At 72.2% G+C, this 16,478-nt stretch carries 13 protein-coding genes and 1 pseudogene; 5 read left to right on the forward strand and 9 right to left on the reverse strand.

Annotated elements, in window-relative coordinates; genetic code table 11:
- Positions 1–30: 30 nt before the first annotated feature.
- Positions 31–558 carry a GNAT family N-acetyltransferase gene (locus tag ACFY8U_RS32415; RefSeq protein WP_389575767.1) on the reverse strand — a complete coding sequence of 176 codons (528 nt, stop codon included), beginning with the start codon at positions 556–558 and terminating at the stop codon, positions 31–33.
- Positions 559–693: 135 nt separating this feature from the next.
- Between ACFY8U_RS32415 and ACFY8U_RS32420 the strand changes: the two genes are divergently transcribed.
- Positions 694–1,311 carry a hypothetical protein gene (locus tag ACFY8U_RS32420; RefSeq protein ID WP_389575768.1) on the forward strand — a complete coding sequence of 206 codons (618 nt, stop codon included), beginning with the start codon at positions 694–696 and terminating at the stop codon, positions 1,309–1,311.
- A 22-nt stretch (positions 1,312–1,333) separates the two neighbouring features.
- On the opposite strand, the pseudogene ACFY8U_RS32425 reads toward ACFY8U_RS32420, so the two are convergent.
- The 5 genes and pseudogenes from ACFY8U_RS32425 to ACFY8U_RS32445 form a co-directional block, all read right to left on the reverse strand.
- Positions 1,334–2,157 (reverse strand): annotated as a pseudogene (locus ACFY8U_RS32425) (helix-turn-helix domain-containing protein).
- A gap of 322 nt (positions 2,158–2,479) precedes the next feature.
- Complete coding sequence (locus ACFY8U_RS32430; RefSeq protein ID WP_361438592.1) at positions 2,480–2,887, reverse strand: hypothetical protein; 408 nt, start codon at positions 2,885–2,887, stop codon at positions 2,480–2,482.
- Positions 2,888–3,042: 155 nt separating this feature from the next.
- Positions 3,043–4,563, reverse strand: a complete 1,521-nt coding sequence (locus tag ACFY8U_RS32435; RefSeq protein WP_389575769.1) for a protein kinase — start codon at positions 4,561–4,563, stop codon at positions 3,043–3,045.
- Complete coding sequence (locus ACFY8U_RS32440; RefSeq protein ID WP_389575770.1) at positions 4,560–5,228, reverse strand: hypothetical protein; 669 nt, start codon at positions 5,226–5,228, stop codon at positions 4,560–4,562. Before ACFY8U_RS32440 ends, ACFY8U_RS32435 begins: the two co-directional genes overlap by 4 nt.
- A gap of 109 nt (positions 5,229–5,337) precedes the next feature.
- A complete protein-coding gene (locus ACFY8U_RS32445) occupies positions 5,338–7,410 on the reverse strand; it encodes an N-6 DNA methylase (protein ID WP_389575771.1) in 2,073 nt (690 codons plus the stop codon).
- A 224-nt stretch (positions 7,411–7,634) separates the two neighbouring features.
- Here ACFY8U_RS32445 and ACFY8U_RS32450 point away from each other — a divergent pair, with 224 nt between their 5' ends.
- Positions 7,635–8,426 carry a DUF4352 domain-containing protein gene (locus ACFY8U_RS32450; RefSeq protein WP_389575772.1) on the forward strand — a complete coding sequence of 264 codons (792 nt, stop codon included), beginning with the start codon at positions 7,635–7,637 and terminating at the stop codon, positions 8,424–8,426.
- Between the two features lie 127 nt (positions 8,427–8,553).
- Positions 8,554–9,321 carry a hypothetical protein gene (locus tag ACFY8U_RS32455; protein ID WP_389575773.1) on the forward strand — a complete coding sequence of 256 codons (768 nt, stop codon included), beginning with the start codon at positions 8,554–8,556 and terminating at the stop codon, positions 9,319–9,321.
- A gap of 112 nt (positions 9,322–9,433) precedes the next feature.
- On the opposite strand, the gene ACFY8U_RS32460 is transcribed toward ACFY8U_RS32455, so the two are convergent.
- The gene (locus ACFY8U_RS32460) at positions 9,434–10,180 is read right to left on the reverse strand and encodes an N-acetyltransferase (RefSeq protein ID WP_389575774.1); all 747 of its coding nucleotides are present in this window, start codon (positions 10,178–10,180) and stop codon (positions 9,434–9,436) included.
- A gap of 40 nt (positions 10,181–10,220) precedes the next feature.
- On the reverse strand, positions 10,221–10,895 hold the full coding sequence (locus ACFY8U_RS32465; protein WP_389575775.1) for an HNH endonuclease family protein: 675 nt from the start codon (positions 10,893–10,895) through the stop codon (positions 10,221–10,223).
- A gap of 121 nt (positions 10,896–11,016) precedes the next feature.
- On the opposite strand from ACFY8U_RS32465, the gene ACFY8U_RS32470 reads away from it, so the two are divergent.
- Positions 11,017–11,229, forward strand: coding sequence for an antitoxin (locus ACFY8U_RS32470; protein WP_389575776.1), 213 nt, complete (start codon positions 11,017–11,019; stop codon positions 11,227–11,229).
- Between the two features lie 161 nt (positions 11,230–11,390).
- Complete coding sequence (locus tag ACFY8U_RS32475; protein ID WP_389575777.1) at positions 11,391–12,668, forward strand: SGNH/GDSL hydrolase family protein; 1,278 nt, start codon at positions 11,391–11,393, stop codon at positions 12,666–12,668.
- Positions 12,669–12,737: 69 nt separating this feature from the next.
- Here the strand turns inward: ACFY8U_RS32475 and mfd are convergent, their stop codons facing one another.
- Positions 12,738–16,268 carry a transcription-repair coupling factor gene (gene mfd / locus ACFY8U_RS32480; RefSeq protein WP_389575778.1) on the reverse strand — a complete coding sequence of 1,177 codons (3,531 nt, stop codon included), beginning with the start codon at positions 16,266–16,268 and terminating at the stop codon, positions 12,738–12,740.
- Positions 16,269–16,478: the final 210 nt, after the last annotated feature.

The raw sequence follows: 16,478 nt of genomic DNA on the forward strand, positions 1-16,478 counted from the left end.
ACGGCTGAGCCGGGCGGAGACACGCCATCGTCAGGCCGTCGTCCGGTGCGACGCGACGTCGAGGTGCCAGCGGACCTCGCCCTCGTGCCGCTCCCCGGTGGGCGTGAGCCCGGCGGCTGTGGCGACGGCGGCGGACGCGGCGTGGTCGGGGTGGATGTGCGCGACGAACGTCCGCACGCCGTGCTCGGTGAGCCGGGCGACCATCCCCCGGACGGCCTCGGTGGCGATCCCACGCCCCTGCCAGGGCGTCCCGACGACCCAGGCGATCTCGGCGGTCCCGGCACGGTGGAGAGTCGCCTGGACCGTACCGACGAGCGGCCCCTCGTCCCCCTCCCGGAGCCGGACGACCCAGTTGCACCAGATGACCCCGTCCTCGGGCGACCCCGCGGTCTGGCGCTCGTAGCGGGCACGGAGCTCCGGCACGGTGGGCGGCGCACCGCCGATGAAGGTGTGGAGCCCGGGGTCACCGAGCACCCCGGCCATCTCCTCTGCATGCGCGACGGCCAGGGGAAGGAGGGCGAGCCGGGCGGTACGGAGGCTCTCGGTGGCAAGGGTCACCCGAAGGAGTATCCGCCTCCGGCCGCAGGGGGCGTGCCTCAGCCCACCCGCCGAAACCTGAACTGCGCTCGGTACCCATCGGATTGAGTACCGGTGCTCATGTCGGCGGTGGTCGGCAACCCGCAGAGTGCGGACATGCGATCGAACCTCTTCCCGAAGTCCCTGCTGGCCGCCGCGCTCGGCGGCGTCGTCGTCCTGGCCGGCTTCGGCGCGCAGAACGCCACCGCCGGTCAGCCCTCCATGGCCAACACCGCCACAGCGAGCAATGCCATGGAGGCCCGGTTCCTCGAGATGGCGGACCTCTTCTCGCAGAGCTGTGCGCCCGACGTCTCCAACGGCGTCGACGGCGTGGCGTCGGCCTCCGTGGCCGACACCACGGGAACGGAGCCGACCCCCGACTCCACCCTGCCCGTCCTGGTCGACCCGGTGCCGCTGACCGCGACAGAGGAGTGTGTCGCGCAGAGGCACAGCCTGCGCATCGGCAAGGCGTTCTCGGGGACGGACACGGCCACGTACGAGCAGTTGCGGAGGAAGTTGACGAGCCTGAACTACCCGGCGGCGCGGATCCACCGCATGCCGGACTTCGCGGGGGAGCCCGTGGCCAGGCTCGACCTGCGCGTGGGAGCCGAGCACGTGGCTCTGCAGGTGACCGACATCGACAGCGGCGTCATGGTCGAGGCGTTCGGCGCTCCGGAGGGCGTGAGCGTGACCGAGGTGCGGCTGGCGCCGCAGCTGGACGCGCCCTCATCCTGATGCCCTTGCCGACGCCCTCAGTTCACGCTGCGAGCTTCTCCGCCGAGGGGCCGCAGTCGCGGCACCGGCCCGGTTCCGGGGCGCGGAAGGCGCGGTCGCAGTCCTCGCAGGTCTGCATCGGGTCGGGGGCCGGGGGTTTCACCTGGATCGGGAGTGGCGGTGGGAGCAGGCCGTCAGGCGGTGGGCGAGAAGGCCTGCCGGGTACTTCAGGTGGTCCGGGAGGCACGCCGTGAGTGTGCGACTGATCGCCTCCGGGTGGGCGCCCCGGGCCAGCCAGGTGTCGACACCAGGGGCCAGGCGCTGGACGTCCCGCACCGACAGCAGCAGGCGAGGGTCGTGGGCCCGCAGGCCGAGGAGGAGGTCAGCCGCCGGGCCGTCCGGCAGGCGGATCGGCGGCGCGGGCGGAGGTACCGGGGCCCGCTCGGCCCGGGGCTCGGGCTCGGGCTCGGGTTCCGGGCCCTTCGGGTCCGGCTCGGGGTTCGGTCCGTCAGGATCGGGTCCCGGCTCCGACGCCCCCGGGCGGTTGTACGAAACCGTGCGCGTGGCCATCCGGCCGCCCGGCAGCCGCTCAAGGGTCCTGGCGAGATAGCCGTACGCCTCCAGGTCCCGCAGCGCGGCGGCGATACGGATCTCGCCCTCAGGGAAGCGCTCCGCGAGCGACCTGATCGAGATGCAGGTACCGGCGGGGAGCGACTGGATGTGAACGGCGAGGCCGATCGCGAGCAGCGTGAGCTCCTCGTGCTGGGCGAGGTGGTTGCCGATCACCACGAAGCAGCTGGTGTGCTTCACGTTGACGTGGATGACGCCCCCGCGAGGAGCGGGCGCGCTAGGGTGCTGGGTATCCATCGGGAAGGTTGTTGCTTCCTCGTTGGTCAGGCCCTCGATCGGGATTGCGAGTCCCGGCCGGGGGCCGAACTGTTTTCAGTTGGGTCGCCGAGAGCATATGCCAGGCAACCGGCACCAAATCCAGCCCAGTTGGCACAGTTCGCTCATGTGGGTGACGGGCGCGTCCTGGGGAGGCTGGAGGGGTGGGGAGGGTACTTTCCCCGGTTCTTTGGTCTTTGATCTCGCGCCTCGCCGCCCCGTGGGATCCCACGGCCCGGTCCGTCCCGGCGCATGCGAAAGGGGCCGGACCCCGCCGGGTCCGGCCCCCTCACATGGACACGCGTCAGTTCTTGACGGGGTTCAGGCAGAGGACGAACTTGTACGACTCCAGCTGCTGCGCGAGCGCGACCTCACCCGCGTCGCCGCACTTCTCCACGTCGAAGGTGTCGTCGACGACCTTCACGACCTTGTAGAGGTCGGGCACCTTCTCGCCGCAGGGCTTGGTGCTGACCTCGGGGTCGTTGTCCGGGCCGGTCACCGTCACGCACTCGCCGACCTTGGCGGACACGGGCGCCTCACCCGTCAGGTACGGGAGACCGAGCTTCCAGAACAGGATCGCGGCGATGGCCACGACGATGCTCAGGATCGTCTTGCCTATGCTGCGCTTCTTCTTCGCCGGCTCGGCGGGCGTCACGGGCTGCTCGGCGGGCGCGAGGGGCTGCTCGGGGGAGGCGGGCGGCTGCGTCGTCATGAGGGATTCCTTGGGGACGTGAACATGATCAGACGCGAACGCTACAGCGCACGGAAGGGGCAAACCGGACCCGGAAGATCCACTTCCTCATCAGTTGTGGACTCGTGATTCTGGCGCCCCGTCAGGCAAGCGGCCCGGTCAGGCACAGACCCGCGTCAGGCGAAGCGGCCCATCTGCTGCTGGCGCGCCAGCGCGCGCCGCAGGTCCGTCGGCAGCGCGTGATACGGGCCGTATGCCCGTTCCGTGTCGTACAGGAGCCCCTGGAGCTGCTGATGTGCCGCCGTGTGGTCGCCCATCGCCAGGAGGAGGTTCCCGATCCGGCGGCGGATGTCGAAGAACCGGCTCTGGTCCGCACCGTGTTCGACGAACGGGAGCAGGGAGCGGTACTCCGTCAGCGCGGCGGCCGTCTCCCCCAGCTGCTCCAGACACTGCGCCGCCTCGTAGCGGAACTGCAGGGTCTGCGGGTCGGCCGGGCCGGACTCCGCCGCGCGGTCCTCCGCGAGCCGGCGGAGCTCCGGCAGGGCGCGGCGGTACTGGCCGTCGTCCATGAGGGTCGTCGCGTACTGCTTGCGCAGGATGCGGACGACGGGCGAGTGCTCGCCGTGCTCCGCGGCGGCCGCGGGCAGGATGGAGCCGAGGAGGTCGACGGCGCGGGTCAGGGAGCCCTCGCCCAGCAGCCGCTTGACCTCGTCGACCGTGGCGGCCACGTCCGGCCGGGCGGCCGGCGGCGGGACCGGAGGGGCCACCGGCGGGGGCGGGGTGGAAGCCCGGTCGGGCCAGGGCGCGTGCGGGCGCAGGAAGGGGCGCGTCGGATCGAGCGGCCCCGCCGGGGCGCCGCGCGCGGGAAGCATCGGCAGCAGGGCCTCGTACACCTCGTGCGCCCCGGCGGGGCGGTGCTGCGGGTCCTTGGTCAGCAGCCGCAGCACCAGCGCCTCCAGGGCCTCCGGCACCTCGGGGCGCAGCTGGCGGACCGGCAGCGGCGGCTCGTACAGGTGCCGGTGCAGCACGCCGAGCGCGGTCGACCCGGCGAACGGGACGTTGCCGCTGAGGAGTTCGTGGAGCAGGACGCCGAGCGCGTACAGATCGGTGTACGGGCCGACAGCACCGCCCATCGCCTGCTCGGGCGCCATGTAGGCCGGGCTGCCGATCGGCGAACCGGTGTGGGTGAGGCGGGTGGTGTCGGTGTCCAGGACGGAGGCCACACCGAGGTCGAGGACGGTGACCGTGCCGTCCGGACGCACCATCACGTTCCGCGGCTTCAGGTCGCGGTGGACGATCGGCACCGCGTGGACGGCGGCGAGCACCGCGCACAGCTGGGCGGCGACGGAGACGGCCCACTCCCAGGGGTACGGGTCGTGCTCGGCGAGATGGTCGGAGAGGTCCGCGCCGTCGAGGTACTGCATCACGAGGTAGAGGTCGTCCCCGTCGCTGCCCGCGTCGTGGACGGTGACCAGGCCGGGGTGGTCGACCTGGGCCGTGACCCGGCACTCGCGCACGAAGCGGCGGCGCAGCTCCTCGGCGGCGGTGGCGGGGCCGGTCATGGTGGCGGGCCGGAGCAGCTTGACGGCGACGCGGCGGTCGAGCCGTCCGTCGTACGCCGTCCAGACCTGGCCCATGCCGCCCTGGCCGATGACGGTGGACAGTTCGTACCGCCCGCCGATGACGCGTCCGTTCACCGACCGCCCTCTCGCGGGTCCCTCTGGTCCCTCTGGTCCTTCGGCTCCTTGCGGAGGAGGTCGCTCAGCTCGTCCAGCTCGGCGCGGACCTGGTCGATCCGGGGCGCGGGCTGAGGGGTCTGGACCGGCTGGTGCTGCGGCTGCGGCTGCGGCTGCGGCTGCGGCTGCGGCTGCGGCTGCGGCTGCGGCTGCGGCTGCGGCTGCGGCTGCGGCGGAACGGCCGGCTGGGGCGGCACCGCCTGCCGGGGGTAGGCGTAACCGGTCTGGGGGCGCGGCACGGTCGTCCCGTACGGGCTGTACGCGCCGCCGGCGGCCGCCGGGGACACGAGACCGAGACGGACCTTGTCGTGCTTGATGTCGACGACCAGGAAGTAGACCGTGAACGCCGCCGCGTTGAGGAGGATCATCCCCATGGCGACGTCCGCCTGCGTCGTCTCGATGTCCTCCGGCAGCAGCACCATGCCGGTGATCATGACGGCCGCGGAGACCCCGCACAGGACCCAGTCGAGCGTACGACGGGTCACGACGGCGAGCCGGATCATGGTCCCCCACGTCAGGAACCCGATGCTGAACAGCGGCAGCATCGCGAAGAGCACGCGGAGCACGATCACCGAGGCCGGAAGGGCACGCGGTGGTGGCGGAGGCACATAGCCGTGGCCGTACATTCCTGCTCCTGTGCGTTCGGTTCGGTTGCGGAGACGAGCGTATACACCGACAGGGACAACGGCTCAGGGATGTACCGAACCGTTGTCGGACCGATCGCCGTGCCACCGCTCAGGGGGCCACCGTGCCGTCCGCCAGCCCGTCGTACAGCCCTTGCACCAGCTGCTCACCGAGCCGGCCCGCGAGCCGCAGGGCGTCCTCGAACTCGGCGAGGGCCCTGAACCGCTCCCCGTACCGCTGCTGTTCGGCGAGCGGCAGGCGCGGGAGCTGGAGGCGGCGGACGTCGAGCCGGGTGGCGGTGGAGGCGTAGCTGCTGGCCTGGCGGGTGTTGGCGGTGCCGCGCAGGAACCCGGCCAGGAACCAGGGGTCGAGCGCGGCGGGGTCGGGGCGCAGAAGCTGGAGGTTGCGGCCGAGGGCGGCTCCCGCGGTGGTCGCGTCGACGACCCGGGCCAGGGAGCCGCCGCCGAGGACGGGGACGACGACGTCGCCTTCGGCGAGGACGACCGGCTCCTCGGGGGCGCCGTCGGGGAGGGAGCCGGAGGGCGGCTGGGCGGAGAAGACGTCGTTCTCGCCGAGGACGCGGAGGGGGGCGCCGGTGAAGGAGGCCGTTCCGGTGCCGCCGGCGCGCAGTTCGAGGGCGCCGGTGCGGGCCAGTTCGCCGACGGTGACGCCGGTGGGCCGGGCCGCGGCGGCCGGGTCGGCGGCGGTGTCCGCGGGCAGCGCGGGGGGTGGGGTGAGCGTGACGGTACGGCCCAGGGTCTCGGCCAGCCGGTCGCGGACCGCGAGGAGTTCGCCGGCGCCGCCGCCCGCGGCCGGGGGCGGCAGATGGCGGGCGGGGGCCAGGTCGACGTCGTCGTCGAGGAGTTCGATGACGGGCACGGCCCTGCTCGCACCGGGGGTCTCGGTGACCGTGCCCTGCTTGTCGAAGGGCAGCCAGGCGTCCAGGACGGCGCTGTGAACGGCCTGCCAGTCGAGTCGGTCGCGGCCCGCGCCGCCGATGTGGTCGCCGGCCGTGTCGACGACGAGGAGCTCCGGAGACGGGGTGGCACCGGGGGCCGGCCTGCGCAGCACCCAGAGGTGGAGCGGGATGCCGTACGGCGGGGCCGCGCCGGCGGGCAGGGCGACGACGGCCCGCAGGGCGCCCCTGCGCAGGAGGTCGGCGCGGATACGGCGGCCGGAGCGGCGGGAGGCGGCGGCGGGCGGCATGAGCAGGACGGCGGTGCCGCCGGGGCGGAGCCGTGCCAGGGCGTGCTGGACCCAGGCCAGTTCGGACTCCGTACGGGCCGGGAAGCCGTACTCCCAGCGGGGGTCGTAGGCCAGTTCGTCGTGGCCCCAGTTGCGCTCGTTGAACGGCGGGTGGCAGAGCACGACGTCCGCCGTCAGGTGCGGGAAGGCGTCGGCGCGCAGGCTGTCCCCGGTGCGGACGCGGATGTCCGCGTCGGAGGCGAGGGCGAGACGCAGGGCGGTGAGCGCGGCCAGGTCGGCGTCGGCGTCCTGGCCGTGCAGGGCGCCGGGGTGGTCGACGGCGCGGAGGAGGCCGCCGGTGCCTGAGGCCGGGTCGAGGACCGTGGGGCGGGGGCCTGCGCCGGGGGCGGCGAGTGCGGCCATCAGGGCGGCGGGGCCGGGCGGGGTCAGCGTGTACTGGCGCGGGTTGGCGTCGAGGTGGCGGCCGAGCAGGAACTCGAAGGCCTGGCGGGCGCCGATCTCGGCCGCGAGGTCCGCGGCCCCGCGCAGGAGGGGTACGACAGGGACCAGTTCGGCCGCTGCGGGCGTACGGACCGCACGCTCGGCGCCGAGGCGTTCGGTGAGGACCTCTTCCAGTGCGACCGGCAGGGTCTCGGCGAGCCGTTCGTCGGAGACGGCGGCGAGCGTCGGCCAGGCGGTGGAGCGGTCCCGTACGAGCAGGAGGACGGAGCCTGCCTGGGCGAGGGCGGTGACGGCGCCCGCCGGATGGCCGGCGATCTGCTGCCAGACGCGCTCGCGCAGGGGGACCTCGGCGAGCTTGCCCTGGGCGCGGAGCCAGCGCTCGACGTCGGCGAGGGCGAAGGAGGGGCTGGTCTCCGTGCCGCCGACGGGCCGGGGGAAGTCGGCGTGGCGGCGCCGCCAGTTGCTCACCGCGGCCCGTCCGACTCCGGCGAGCCGGGCGATCCCGGCGGCGGTCACCTCTGCTGCGTGCTCCGGCACCTGACTGCCTCCCTTGGCTGTCCGCACGATTCCCCGCGTACACGTGCTGTGACCCCGGATCTTACCGATGAACGCAAGACCCCTCCCTTCACAGCGTGAGCCGATTCAAAATCGGTGAACCGTGTTGACTCGGTTCACAGGCTCTGCTGTTATTGATTCATCGCTCCACGGGGTCCGGAAGGGCCTCCGTCAACCATCGGCACGTCATGTCCGGGAGGACACCCATGTCGTACGACACCCAGACACCGCAGGTTCCGCAGGTCCCGCACGTGGCCGTGCGCAACGGGCTCGGCACCGCGGCCCTGGTCCTCGGCATCATCGGCACGATCTCCGGCGTCATCCCGCTGCTCTTCTGGCTGGCCGGCATCCTCGGCCTGATCGCGCTGATCCTCGGTCTCGCGGGCAGAGGCCGGGTGAAGCGCGGCGAGGCGAACAACAAGGGCGTGACGACGACCGGTGCGATCCTCGGCCTCGCGGCCCTGATCCTCTCGGTGGTCGGCGCGGTCATCACGTACACCGTCGTGAACGACGCGGTGAACGAGCTCGACAAGGCCATCGAGGAGTCCGCCCCGAAGGACCCGTCGAGCAGCACGGGCAAGGGGGGCGCGGGCAAGGGCAACGTCGGCAAGGGCCTCGCCGCCGGTGACACCGCGATCTACGACGACATCAAGGTCACGGTCTCCGCGGCCAAGGCGTACAAGCCCGGCGAGTTCGCGTCCGGCCACACCAAGGGCAACAAGGCGTACCAGGTGACCGTCGTCATCGAGAACGGCGGCACGGAGAAGTTCGACGCCGCGCTGGCGACGGTGACCGCCCGGGCCGGCAAGGAGGGCGTGACCGCCGAGCAGATCTACGACGACAAGGTCGGCACCGGCTTCAGCGGCACCATCCTGCCCGGCAAGAAGTCCACGGTCGTCTACGCCTTCGACGCCCCGAAGGACGCGAAGGACCTCGCGGTCGAGGTCGGCCCCGGCCTGGACCACGAGGCCTCCCAGTGGGAGCTGAAGGTCGGCTGACCTACCGGCCACCCCGCCCCGCCCCACCCCGTCACACCCGGCCCCGCCGGCCACGCCGGCCCGGCCGCACCCCCCACCGCTCAGCCCTTCGTACGCCCGTAACCCTCCCCACCCCCGGAGAACCACCATGTCTGCCGCCCGCCGCCCCCGAACCCGTCGCACGGCCCTCGTCACCGTGCTCTGCGCCGCGGTCGCGCTCGGCGCCACCGCCTGCGGCCCCTTCTCCGACGACGCGAAGCCCGCGGCGTCCGGGCCCTTCGGGGACCTGACCGGGCCTCAGATCGCCAACAAGGCGATCGCCGCCACGAAGAAGGCCGACTCCCTGACCCTCGACCTCGCCACCAAGACGACCGACGGGCCGATGAAGGCGTACCTCGCGATGGACACCGGCGGAAAGTGCGCCGGCACCCTGACCGTCGGCACGACGGGCACGGCCGAACTGATCAAGGCCGACGACAAGGACGTCTACCTCCGCTTCGACGAGGCGTTCCTGCGGGCCCAGGGGGAGGGAGAGCCGGCCGAGGTCCAGGCTGCGATCCTCAAGGAGTTGAAGGGCCGCTGGGTGAAGACGCCGGTGACCGACCCGGACGCCAAGGACAACCTCGAACTCTGCGATCTGGAGTCACTCCTCGGCGACTTCGAGCAGGGGGTCAACTTGGCGGTGAAGGGCAAGGAGACGACCGTCGGCGGCAAGAAGGCGCTGACGCTCACGGAGAAGTCCGGCGGCGAGACGACCACGCTCTACGTGGCGACGCAGGGCGAGCCGCACATCCTGAAGGTCGTGACGGCGGGCGGGGAGGAGCCGGGGACGATGTCGTTCACCGACTACGGCAAGCCGGTCGAGGCGAAGGCGCCGGCGGCCAAGGACGTCGTGTCCGAGAAGAAGACCGGCTGACCCGCACGGACGCGGACACGGCTGCGAGGGTGTGAGGGCCACCGGAGGGGGGCGGCCGTCACACCCTTCGCGCTGTTCACAGGCTGCCGCTGTTCACAGGCTGCCGCGAGGTTCACAGCGTGTGGCGGACCCACACGTTCGGCTCGACGTAGACCGCGTAGCCGCGGGAGAGCTCGCAGTGCACCGGGACCAGCGCGCCCTCGACCTCCACCGGACCGTCCGTGTCGAACGGCAGACCGGTCCAGGCGCGCCACTGCTCCACCGAGGCCGCGACGGTCATCGAGGCCGGGCAGACGGCCTCCACCTTGGCGCCGGCGCGGACGTGGACGCGCAGCCACGGGTCCTGGGGCAGGCCGTCCGACTCGCGCGTTCGGAAGGCGTACTCGTGGAAGGAGGACGCGGCCTCCAGGTGCTTGCCGTTGGGGCGGACCGGAGCCACGACCTCCGAGAAGCCGAGACGCCGGGCGTTGTCCCGCATGGCGCCGAGCATCTTCGCCGACAGCCCCTGACCGAGCGCGCTCGTGTCCACGGTGACCTCGATCGCGCTCACCGTGTCGGGGACGCGCCCGTGCCGCCGGTCGGAGAACGCCCAGAGCAGCACCTGGTCCCAGCCGGTGGCGGGCAGTTCGCCGCGGTCCTTGGTGTGGAGCTGGAAGGGGACGCTGAGCGCGCGGGCGACGACCTTGCCTCCGGGGTCTGTGGCGACGAGGACGAACTCCGGCAGTTCCGCGACGATCCGGCCGTAGTGCGACCAGCCCACCGGGTCGTTGAGGGTGAACTCCGGCCAGAGGTCCTTCATCGACCACATCGCGCCTTCGAGTTCGGGGCGCTCGGCGAGGGTCGTTATGTTCAGCTCCATGATCGCAGGCTAACGACCGTTCGCGTGACGGAGAAACGATTTACGGAAGCCTCTGCTCCGGGCAGCGGCCGAGGACCTTCTTCATCGCGTCGCGCTCGCCGCTGGTCACCCAGACCCCGTACTTCTTCTTCACCGCGACCTGCGCGGCGACGTAGGTGCAGCGGTACTCCTTGTTCGGCGGCAGCCAGGTCGCCGCGTCCCCGTCGGACTTGCGCCGGTTGGCGGTCGCCTCGACGGCGAGCAGGTTGAGCGGGTCGTTGGCGAACCGCCGCCGCTTCTCCGCGTCCCACTTCTGCGCGCCCTTCTGCCAGGCGTCGGAGAGCGCGACGAGATGGTCGATGTCGACCTTGCTGCGGCCTCGGACGAAGTCGACGCGGTCCCCGGTGTACGGGTCGGCGGCGAGGGTCCCTGAGGCGACCTTGCAGCGGCCGTCCTTGAAGCGGACGTCCGCGAGGTCGCGCCTGAGGATGTCGTCGCGGGTGCCGCAGCCGTTGCGGTCGACGTCGGCCCAGGCCCGGCCGAACTTCTCCCGGTCGTAGCCGGTCTTGGGGGCACGGCCCTTGACCGTGAGCGTGTCCACGGCGGCGAGGGCGGAGCCGCGCGCGCCGGGGGCGCCCTCGGCCGGGGAGTCGTCAGGGGGCTGCGTACAGCCGGAGGTTATGAGGACGGCGGAGGCGAGGGCGGCGAGGGGGAAGGTCCCGCGATAGCTGAGCACGCCGGGATCCTAGCCAGACCCTTTGTGGTCCAGACCATTAAGCCGTTCGGCGCGCGGAAACGACAGGGGGCGCGTAGCGTCGAATAGGCCGTATGTCCCTTTCGAAGGAGTCACGCACATCATGGGGATCATGGACAAGCTCAAGGGCATGATGGGTCAGCACCCGGACAAGGCCCAGCAGGGCGTCGACCGAGGCGGCGACATGATCGACCACAAGACCGGTGGCAAGCACGCCGGCCATGTCGACCAGGGCCAGCAGAGGGCACAGGAGTACATCGACAGGCAGCGGGGCCAGGACCCGCAGCGGGGACAGGACCAGCCCCCGACCACCTGAGGCTCCTCCGCACACATCCCGCCGTGGGGTACGCGTCACGCGCGCGCCCCACGGCCGCGGCGCGTCCAGGCCGTCCTGCCCGCACACGCCACCGCCCGCGTCACCGCGCATGCCACCGCCCAGCATGGAATAACCGGAGCACATCTCCGATTGTCCCCTGCATGACGACCTTGACCGGAATCACAACGCCCTTACGACGTACGACCGTTGCCGTCCTGACCGCCGCCGCGCTCACCGCACTCCCCCTCGGCGGCTCCGTGGCCGCCGAGCCCCGCCACGACGGCGGCACATGGCGCGGCGCCTGGGCCGCCTCGCCGCACGCACCGACCGCACCCTTCGGGCCCAACTGGTCCCAGGCGGGCTTCTCCGACCACACGGTCCGCCAGGTCGTCCGGGTCACGACCGGCGGCACCACGGCGCGGATCGAACTGTCCAACCGCTACGGCACGGCCCCGCTGCGGATCACCGGCGCGACCGTGGCCCGCACGGACAAGGGCGCCTCCGTGAGGGCCGGTACCGTCCGGCAGCTCTCCTTCGGCAAGGGCCGCTCGGTGACGATCCCCGCCGGCGGCACGGCGTACAGCGACGGCGTGCCGTTCACCGTGAAGGCGCTGGAGTCGGTGACGGTCACCCTCTACCTCGCCGCGCCCACCGGCCCCGCCACCTTCCACCACATGGCCTCCGCCACCAGCTACCGCGCGGACGGTGACCACCGCTCCGACCGCGCCGCCACCGCGTTCAAGGAGAGCAGCGGTTCCTGGTACTACCTCTCCGGTGTGGAGGTGAGCGGCGGCGCTCCCGCCCGCCGGGACGGCATCGTGACGTTCGGCGACTCCATCACCGACGGCGTCGGCTCGGGCCTGGAGGCGAACAACCGATACCCCGACGAGCTGGCCGAGCGCTTCGCCGCCGCGGGGAAGCCACGCAGTGTCCTCAACCACGGCATCGGCGGCAACCAGGTCACCAACGACACGACCTGGGCGGGCGAGAAGGGCATCGAGCGGTTCAAGAAGGACGTCCTCACCGAACCGGGCGTGCGGACGGTCATCCTCCTCGAAGGCATCAACGACTTCGGCGGCAGCCTCGCCGGCGGCGTCGTCACCCCCACCCCCGAAGTCCCGGTCGAGCGGCTCATCGAGGGCCACCGCGCGCTGATCCGCGAGGCCCACGCCCGGGGCATCAAGGTCGTCGGCGCGACGCTCACCCCGGTCAAGGGCTCCTTCTACGACACCCCGGCCGTCGAGGCAAAGCGGGACGCCTTCAACCACTGGGTCCGCACCTCCGGCGCGTACGACGCCGTGGTCGACTTCGACCGCGCCGTCGCCGACCCGGCCGACCCGGACCGCATGCTCCCCGCGTTCGACTCGGGCGACCACCTGCACCCGGGCGACGCCGGCTACAAGGCGATGGCCGAGGCGCTCGACCTCGACCGGCTCTGATCACCCCGTCGGCCGTGCCCTGGAGCGGGGCACGGCCGACCCGGAGCCTCTAAGTCCCCAGGACCGTGGTCACGACCCCAGGATCGTGGTGAGGAACTCGCCCGTCCACGCCAGCAGTTCGCGGCCCACCACCGGCTTCCCGCCGATCTTCCCGCTCGTCGGGCGCGGCACCAGGATCTGGTGGACGGCCGGCTTGATGACCGTCCGCGGGTAGAGGCGCTTCAGCCGCAGCTCCTGCGACTCCCGCAACTCCACCGGCGCGAAGCGGATGTTCGGGCCCTGGAGCACGATCTCGCCGACGCCGCACGCGCGCGCCAGCATCCGCAGCCCGGCGACCAGGAGCAGGTTCTCCACCGGCTCGGGCAGCTTGCCGTAGCGGTCGGTGAGCTCCTCCCGTACGGCCTTGATGTCCTCCTCCGTGTTGGCGGAGGCGATCGCGCGGTACGCCTGGAGGCGCAGCCGCTCGCCCGGCGCGTAGTCGTGCGGGACGTGCGCGTCGACCGGCAGCTCGATCTTGACCTCCAGCGGCGGCTCCTCCTCGACCCCGCCGTCCAGGGAGGCGCGGTAGTCGGCGACCGCCTCGCCGACCATCCGTACGTACAGGTCGAAGCCGACGCCCGCGATGTGGCCGGACTGCTCGCCGCCGAGCAGATTGCCCGCGCCGCGGATCTCCAGGTCCTTCATCGCCACGTACATGCCCGCGCCCATCTCGGTGTGCTGGGCGATCGTCGCGAGCCGCTCGTGCGCGGTCTCGGTCAGCGGCTTCTCCGGCGGGTAGAGGAAGTAGGCGTACCCGCGCTCGCGCCCACGGCCGACACGGCCGCGCAGCTGGTGCAGCTGCGACAACCCGAAGTTGTCGCCGCGCTCCACGATGAGCGTGTTGGCGTTGGAGATGTCGATGCCGGACTCGACGATCGTCGTCGAGACCAGCACGTCGAACTTCTTCTCCCAGAAGTCGACCACGACCTGCTCGAGCGCCGATTCCGACATCTGGCCGTGGGCGGTCGCGATCCGGGCCTCCGGGACGATGTCGCGCAGCCGCGCCGCCGCCCGGTCGATCGACTCGACCCGGTTGTGGATGTAGAAGACCTGGCCCTCGCGCAGGAGTTCACGGCGGATGGCCGCGCCGATCTGCTTCTCCTCGTACGGCCCCACGAACGTGAGGACCGGGTGCCGCTCCTCCGGCGGGGTGGTGATCGTCGACATCTCACGGATGCCGGTGACCGCCATTTCGAGCGTACGGGGGATGGGAGTGGCCGACATCGTCAGGACGTCGACGTTGGCACGGAGCTTCTTCAGCTGCTCCTTGTGCTCGACGCCGAAGCGCTGCTCCTCGTCGACGATGACCAGGCCCAGGTCCTTGAACTTGGTCTCCGAGGAGAACAGGCGGTGGGTGCCGATGACGATGTCGACGGAACCGTCCTTCAGGCCCTCCATCGTCGCCTTCGACTCGGTGTCCGTCTGGAAGCGGGAGAGCGCGCGGGTGACGACGGGGAACTGCGAGTACCGCTCGGAGAACGTGCCGAAGTGCTGCTGCACGAGGAGCGTGGTGGGGACCAGGACCGCGACCTGCTTGCCGTCCTGGACCGCCTTGAACGCCGCGCGGACCGCGATCTCCGTCTTGCCGTAGCCGACGTCACCGCAGATCAGCCGGTCCATCGGGACCGTCTTCTCCATGTCCTCCTTCACCTCGGCGATGGTGGACAGCTGGTCGGGCGTCTCCGCGTACGGGAAGGCGTCCTCCAGCTCCCGCTGCCAGGGGGTGTCGGGGCCGAAGGCGTGGCCGGGGGCCGCCATCCGGGCGCTGTACAGCTTGATCAGGTCGGCGGCGATCTCCTTGACGGCCTTCTTCGCGCGCGCCTTGGTCTTCGTCCAGTCCGCGCCGCCGAGCCGGTGCAGCGTGGGCGCCTCGCCGCCGACGTACTTGGTGACCTGCTCCAGCTGGTCGGTCGGGATGTAGAGCCGGTCGCCGGGCTGGCCGCGCTTGGCCGGGGCGTACTCCACGAGGAGGTACTCGCGGGTGGCGCCCTGCACGGTCCGCTGCACCATCTCGATGTACCGGCCCACGCCGTGCTGCTCGTGCACGATGTAGTCGCCGACCTCCAGGGTCAGCGGATCGATCGTCTTGCGGCGCTTGGCCGGCATCCGCTGGCCGTCCTTGCCGGCCGCCTTCTGGCCGGACAGGTCGGTCTCGGTGAGGACGGCGAGCTTGAGCGCCGGGTCGACGAAGCCGTAGTCGATGGATCCGGTCGCCACGTGGACGACGGACGGGGTGACCTCGGCCAGGTCCGCGTGCAGCCGGGCCGCGATCCCCTCGCCGCCGAGGACCTCGACCGTGCGGGTCGCGGGGCCGTGCGCCTCGGTGACGTAGACCGTGCGCCAGCCCTCGGCCAGCCAGCCCTTGGTGTCGGCGAGCGCCCGGGCGGTGTCGCCGCGGTAGGACTCGGGCGCGTGCATGCCCAGCTTCACCGTGTCCGCGTCCAGTGTCTCGTCCGCCGCGAACGGGGAGACCGACCACCACATCATGTCGAGCTCGCGTGCCCGGTCCCGTACGTCCGCGATCCCCCACAGGGAGGCCGCGCCGACGTCGATCGGCGCCTCGCCGCCACCCGCGGTCGCCGCCCAGGACGCCTGGAGGAACTCCTGCGAGGTCGCGACGAGGTCGGCGGCGCGCGTACGGACCCGCTCGGGGTCGCACACGACGGCCATCGAGCCCTTCGGCATGACGTCCAGGAGCAGCTCCATGTCGTCGACCAGGACCGGGGCGAGGGACTCCATGCCCTCGACGGCGATCCCCTCGGCGATCTTGCCGAGCAGCTCACCCAGCTCCGGGTGCTCCTCCGCGAGGGCGGCGGCGCGCCGCTTCACCTCGTCGGTGAGGAGCAGCTCGCGGCAGGGCGGGGCCCACAGGCCGTGCTCGGCGACCTCGAGGGAGCGCTGGTCGGCGACCTTGAAGTAACGGATCTCCTCGACGTCGTCGCCCCAGAACTCGATCCGGAGCGGGTGCTCCTCGGTCGGCGGGAAGACGTCCAGGATGCCGCCGCGGACGGCGAACTCGCCGCGCTTCTCGACCAGCTCCACCCGGGAGTAGGCGGCGGCCGCGAGACCCTCCACGATCTCGTTCAGATCCGCTGTCTGTCCGGTGCGCAGGGCCACGGGCTCCAGGTCGCCGAGGCCCTTGACCTGCGGCTGGAGCACGGACCGTACGGGCGCGACGACGACGGAGACCGGGCCGGCGGACGGGTCGTCGGCGGACGGGTGGGCAAGGCGGCGCAGCACGGCGAGGCGCCGGCCGACGGTGTCGGAGCGGGGCGAGAGCCGCTCGTGCGGGAGCGTCTCCCAGGACGGGTAGTCGACGACCGTGTCCGGGTCGAGGAGGCTGCGCAGGGCGGCGGCCAGGTCCTCGGCCTCCCGGCCGGTCGCCGTGACCGCGAGGACGGTCCGGCCGGCCTCGCGGGCCAGCGCGGCGACGGCGAAGGGCCGAGCGGCCGGCGGGCCGACCAGGTCCACGTGCGTGCGGCGACCGTCGGACGCGGCCTTGACCGCTTCGGCGAGGGCCGCGTCCTTGACGACGAGGTCGAGCAGACCGTGCAGGCTCATGGAGCTTTCCATCCCGGGTTCGACTACGGGGGCGGGCAACGCGAACAGCCCGACACGTGTAACGGGCCGGGGGTCCCGGCGCGGCGGCCGAGTGAGACCAGCCTACGACGTGGGCGGGGCACGGGCGCGGGGGACGGCCTTCACCCTGAGGAGTGAGAGCGGGTGGATCGGGTGGCGCCGCGGCAGGCTCTACGGCCCCGGCAAGCACAT

The organism is Streptomyces sp. NPDC012508 (assembly GCF_042902595.1).
GTDB lineage: Bacteria > Actinomycetota > Actinomycetes > Streptomycetales > Streptomycetaceae > Streptomyces.

Excerpts from the sequence above, each read along its gene's own strand:
- ACFY8U_RS32420 (WP_389575768.1), top strand. The coding sequence starts at position 694 with ATGCGATCGAACCTCTTCCCGAAGTCCCTGCTGGCCGCCGCGCTCGGC.
- ACFY8U_RS32430 (WP_361438592.1), bottom strand. The coding sequence starts at position 2,887 with ATGACGACGCAGCCGCCCGCCTCCCCCGAGCAGCCCCTCGCGCCCGCC.
- ACFY8U_RS32440 (WP_389575770.1), bottom strand. The coding sequence starts at position 5,228 with ATGTACGGCCACGGCTATGTGCCTCCGCCACCACCGCGTGCCCTTCCG.
- ACFY8U_RS32450 (WP_389575772.1), top strand. The coding sequence starts at position 7,635 with ATGTCGTACGACACCCAGACACCGCAGGTTCCGCAGGTCCCGCACGTG.
- ACFY8U_RS32455 (WP_389575773.1), top strand. The coding sequence starts at position 8,554 with ATGTCTGCCGCCCGCCGCCCCCGAACCCGTCGCACGGCCCTCGTCACC.
- ACFY8U_RS32460 (WP_389575774.1), bottom strand. The coding sequence starts at position 10,180 with ATGGAGCTGAACATAACGACCCTCGCCGAGCGCCCCGAACTCGAAGGC.
- ACFY8U_RS32470 (WP_389575776.1), top strand. The coding sequence starts at position 11,017 with ATGGGGATCATGGACAAGCTCAAGGGCATGATGGGTCAGCACCCGGAC.
- ACFY8U_RS32475 (WP_389575777.1), top strand. The coding sequence starts at position 11,391 with ATGACGACCTTGACCGGAATCACAACGCCCTTACGACGTACGACCGTT.
- mfd (WP_389575778.1), bottom strand. The coding sequence starts at position 16,268 with ATGAGCCTGCACGGTCTGCTCGACCTCGTCGTCAAGGACGCGGCCCTC.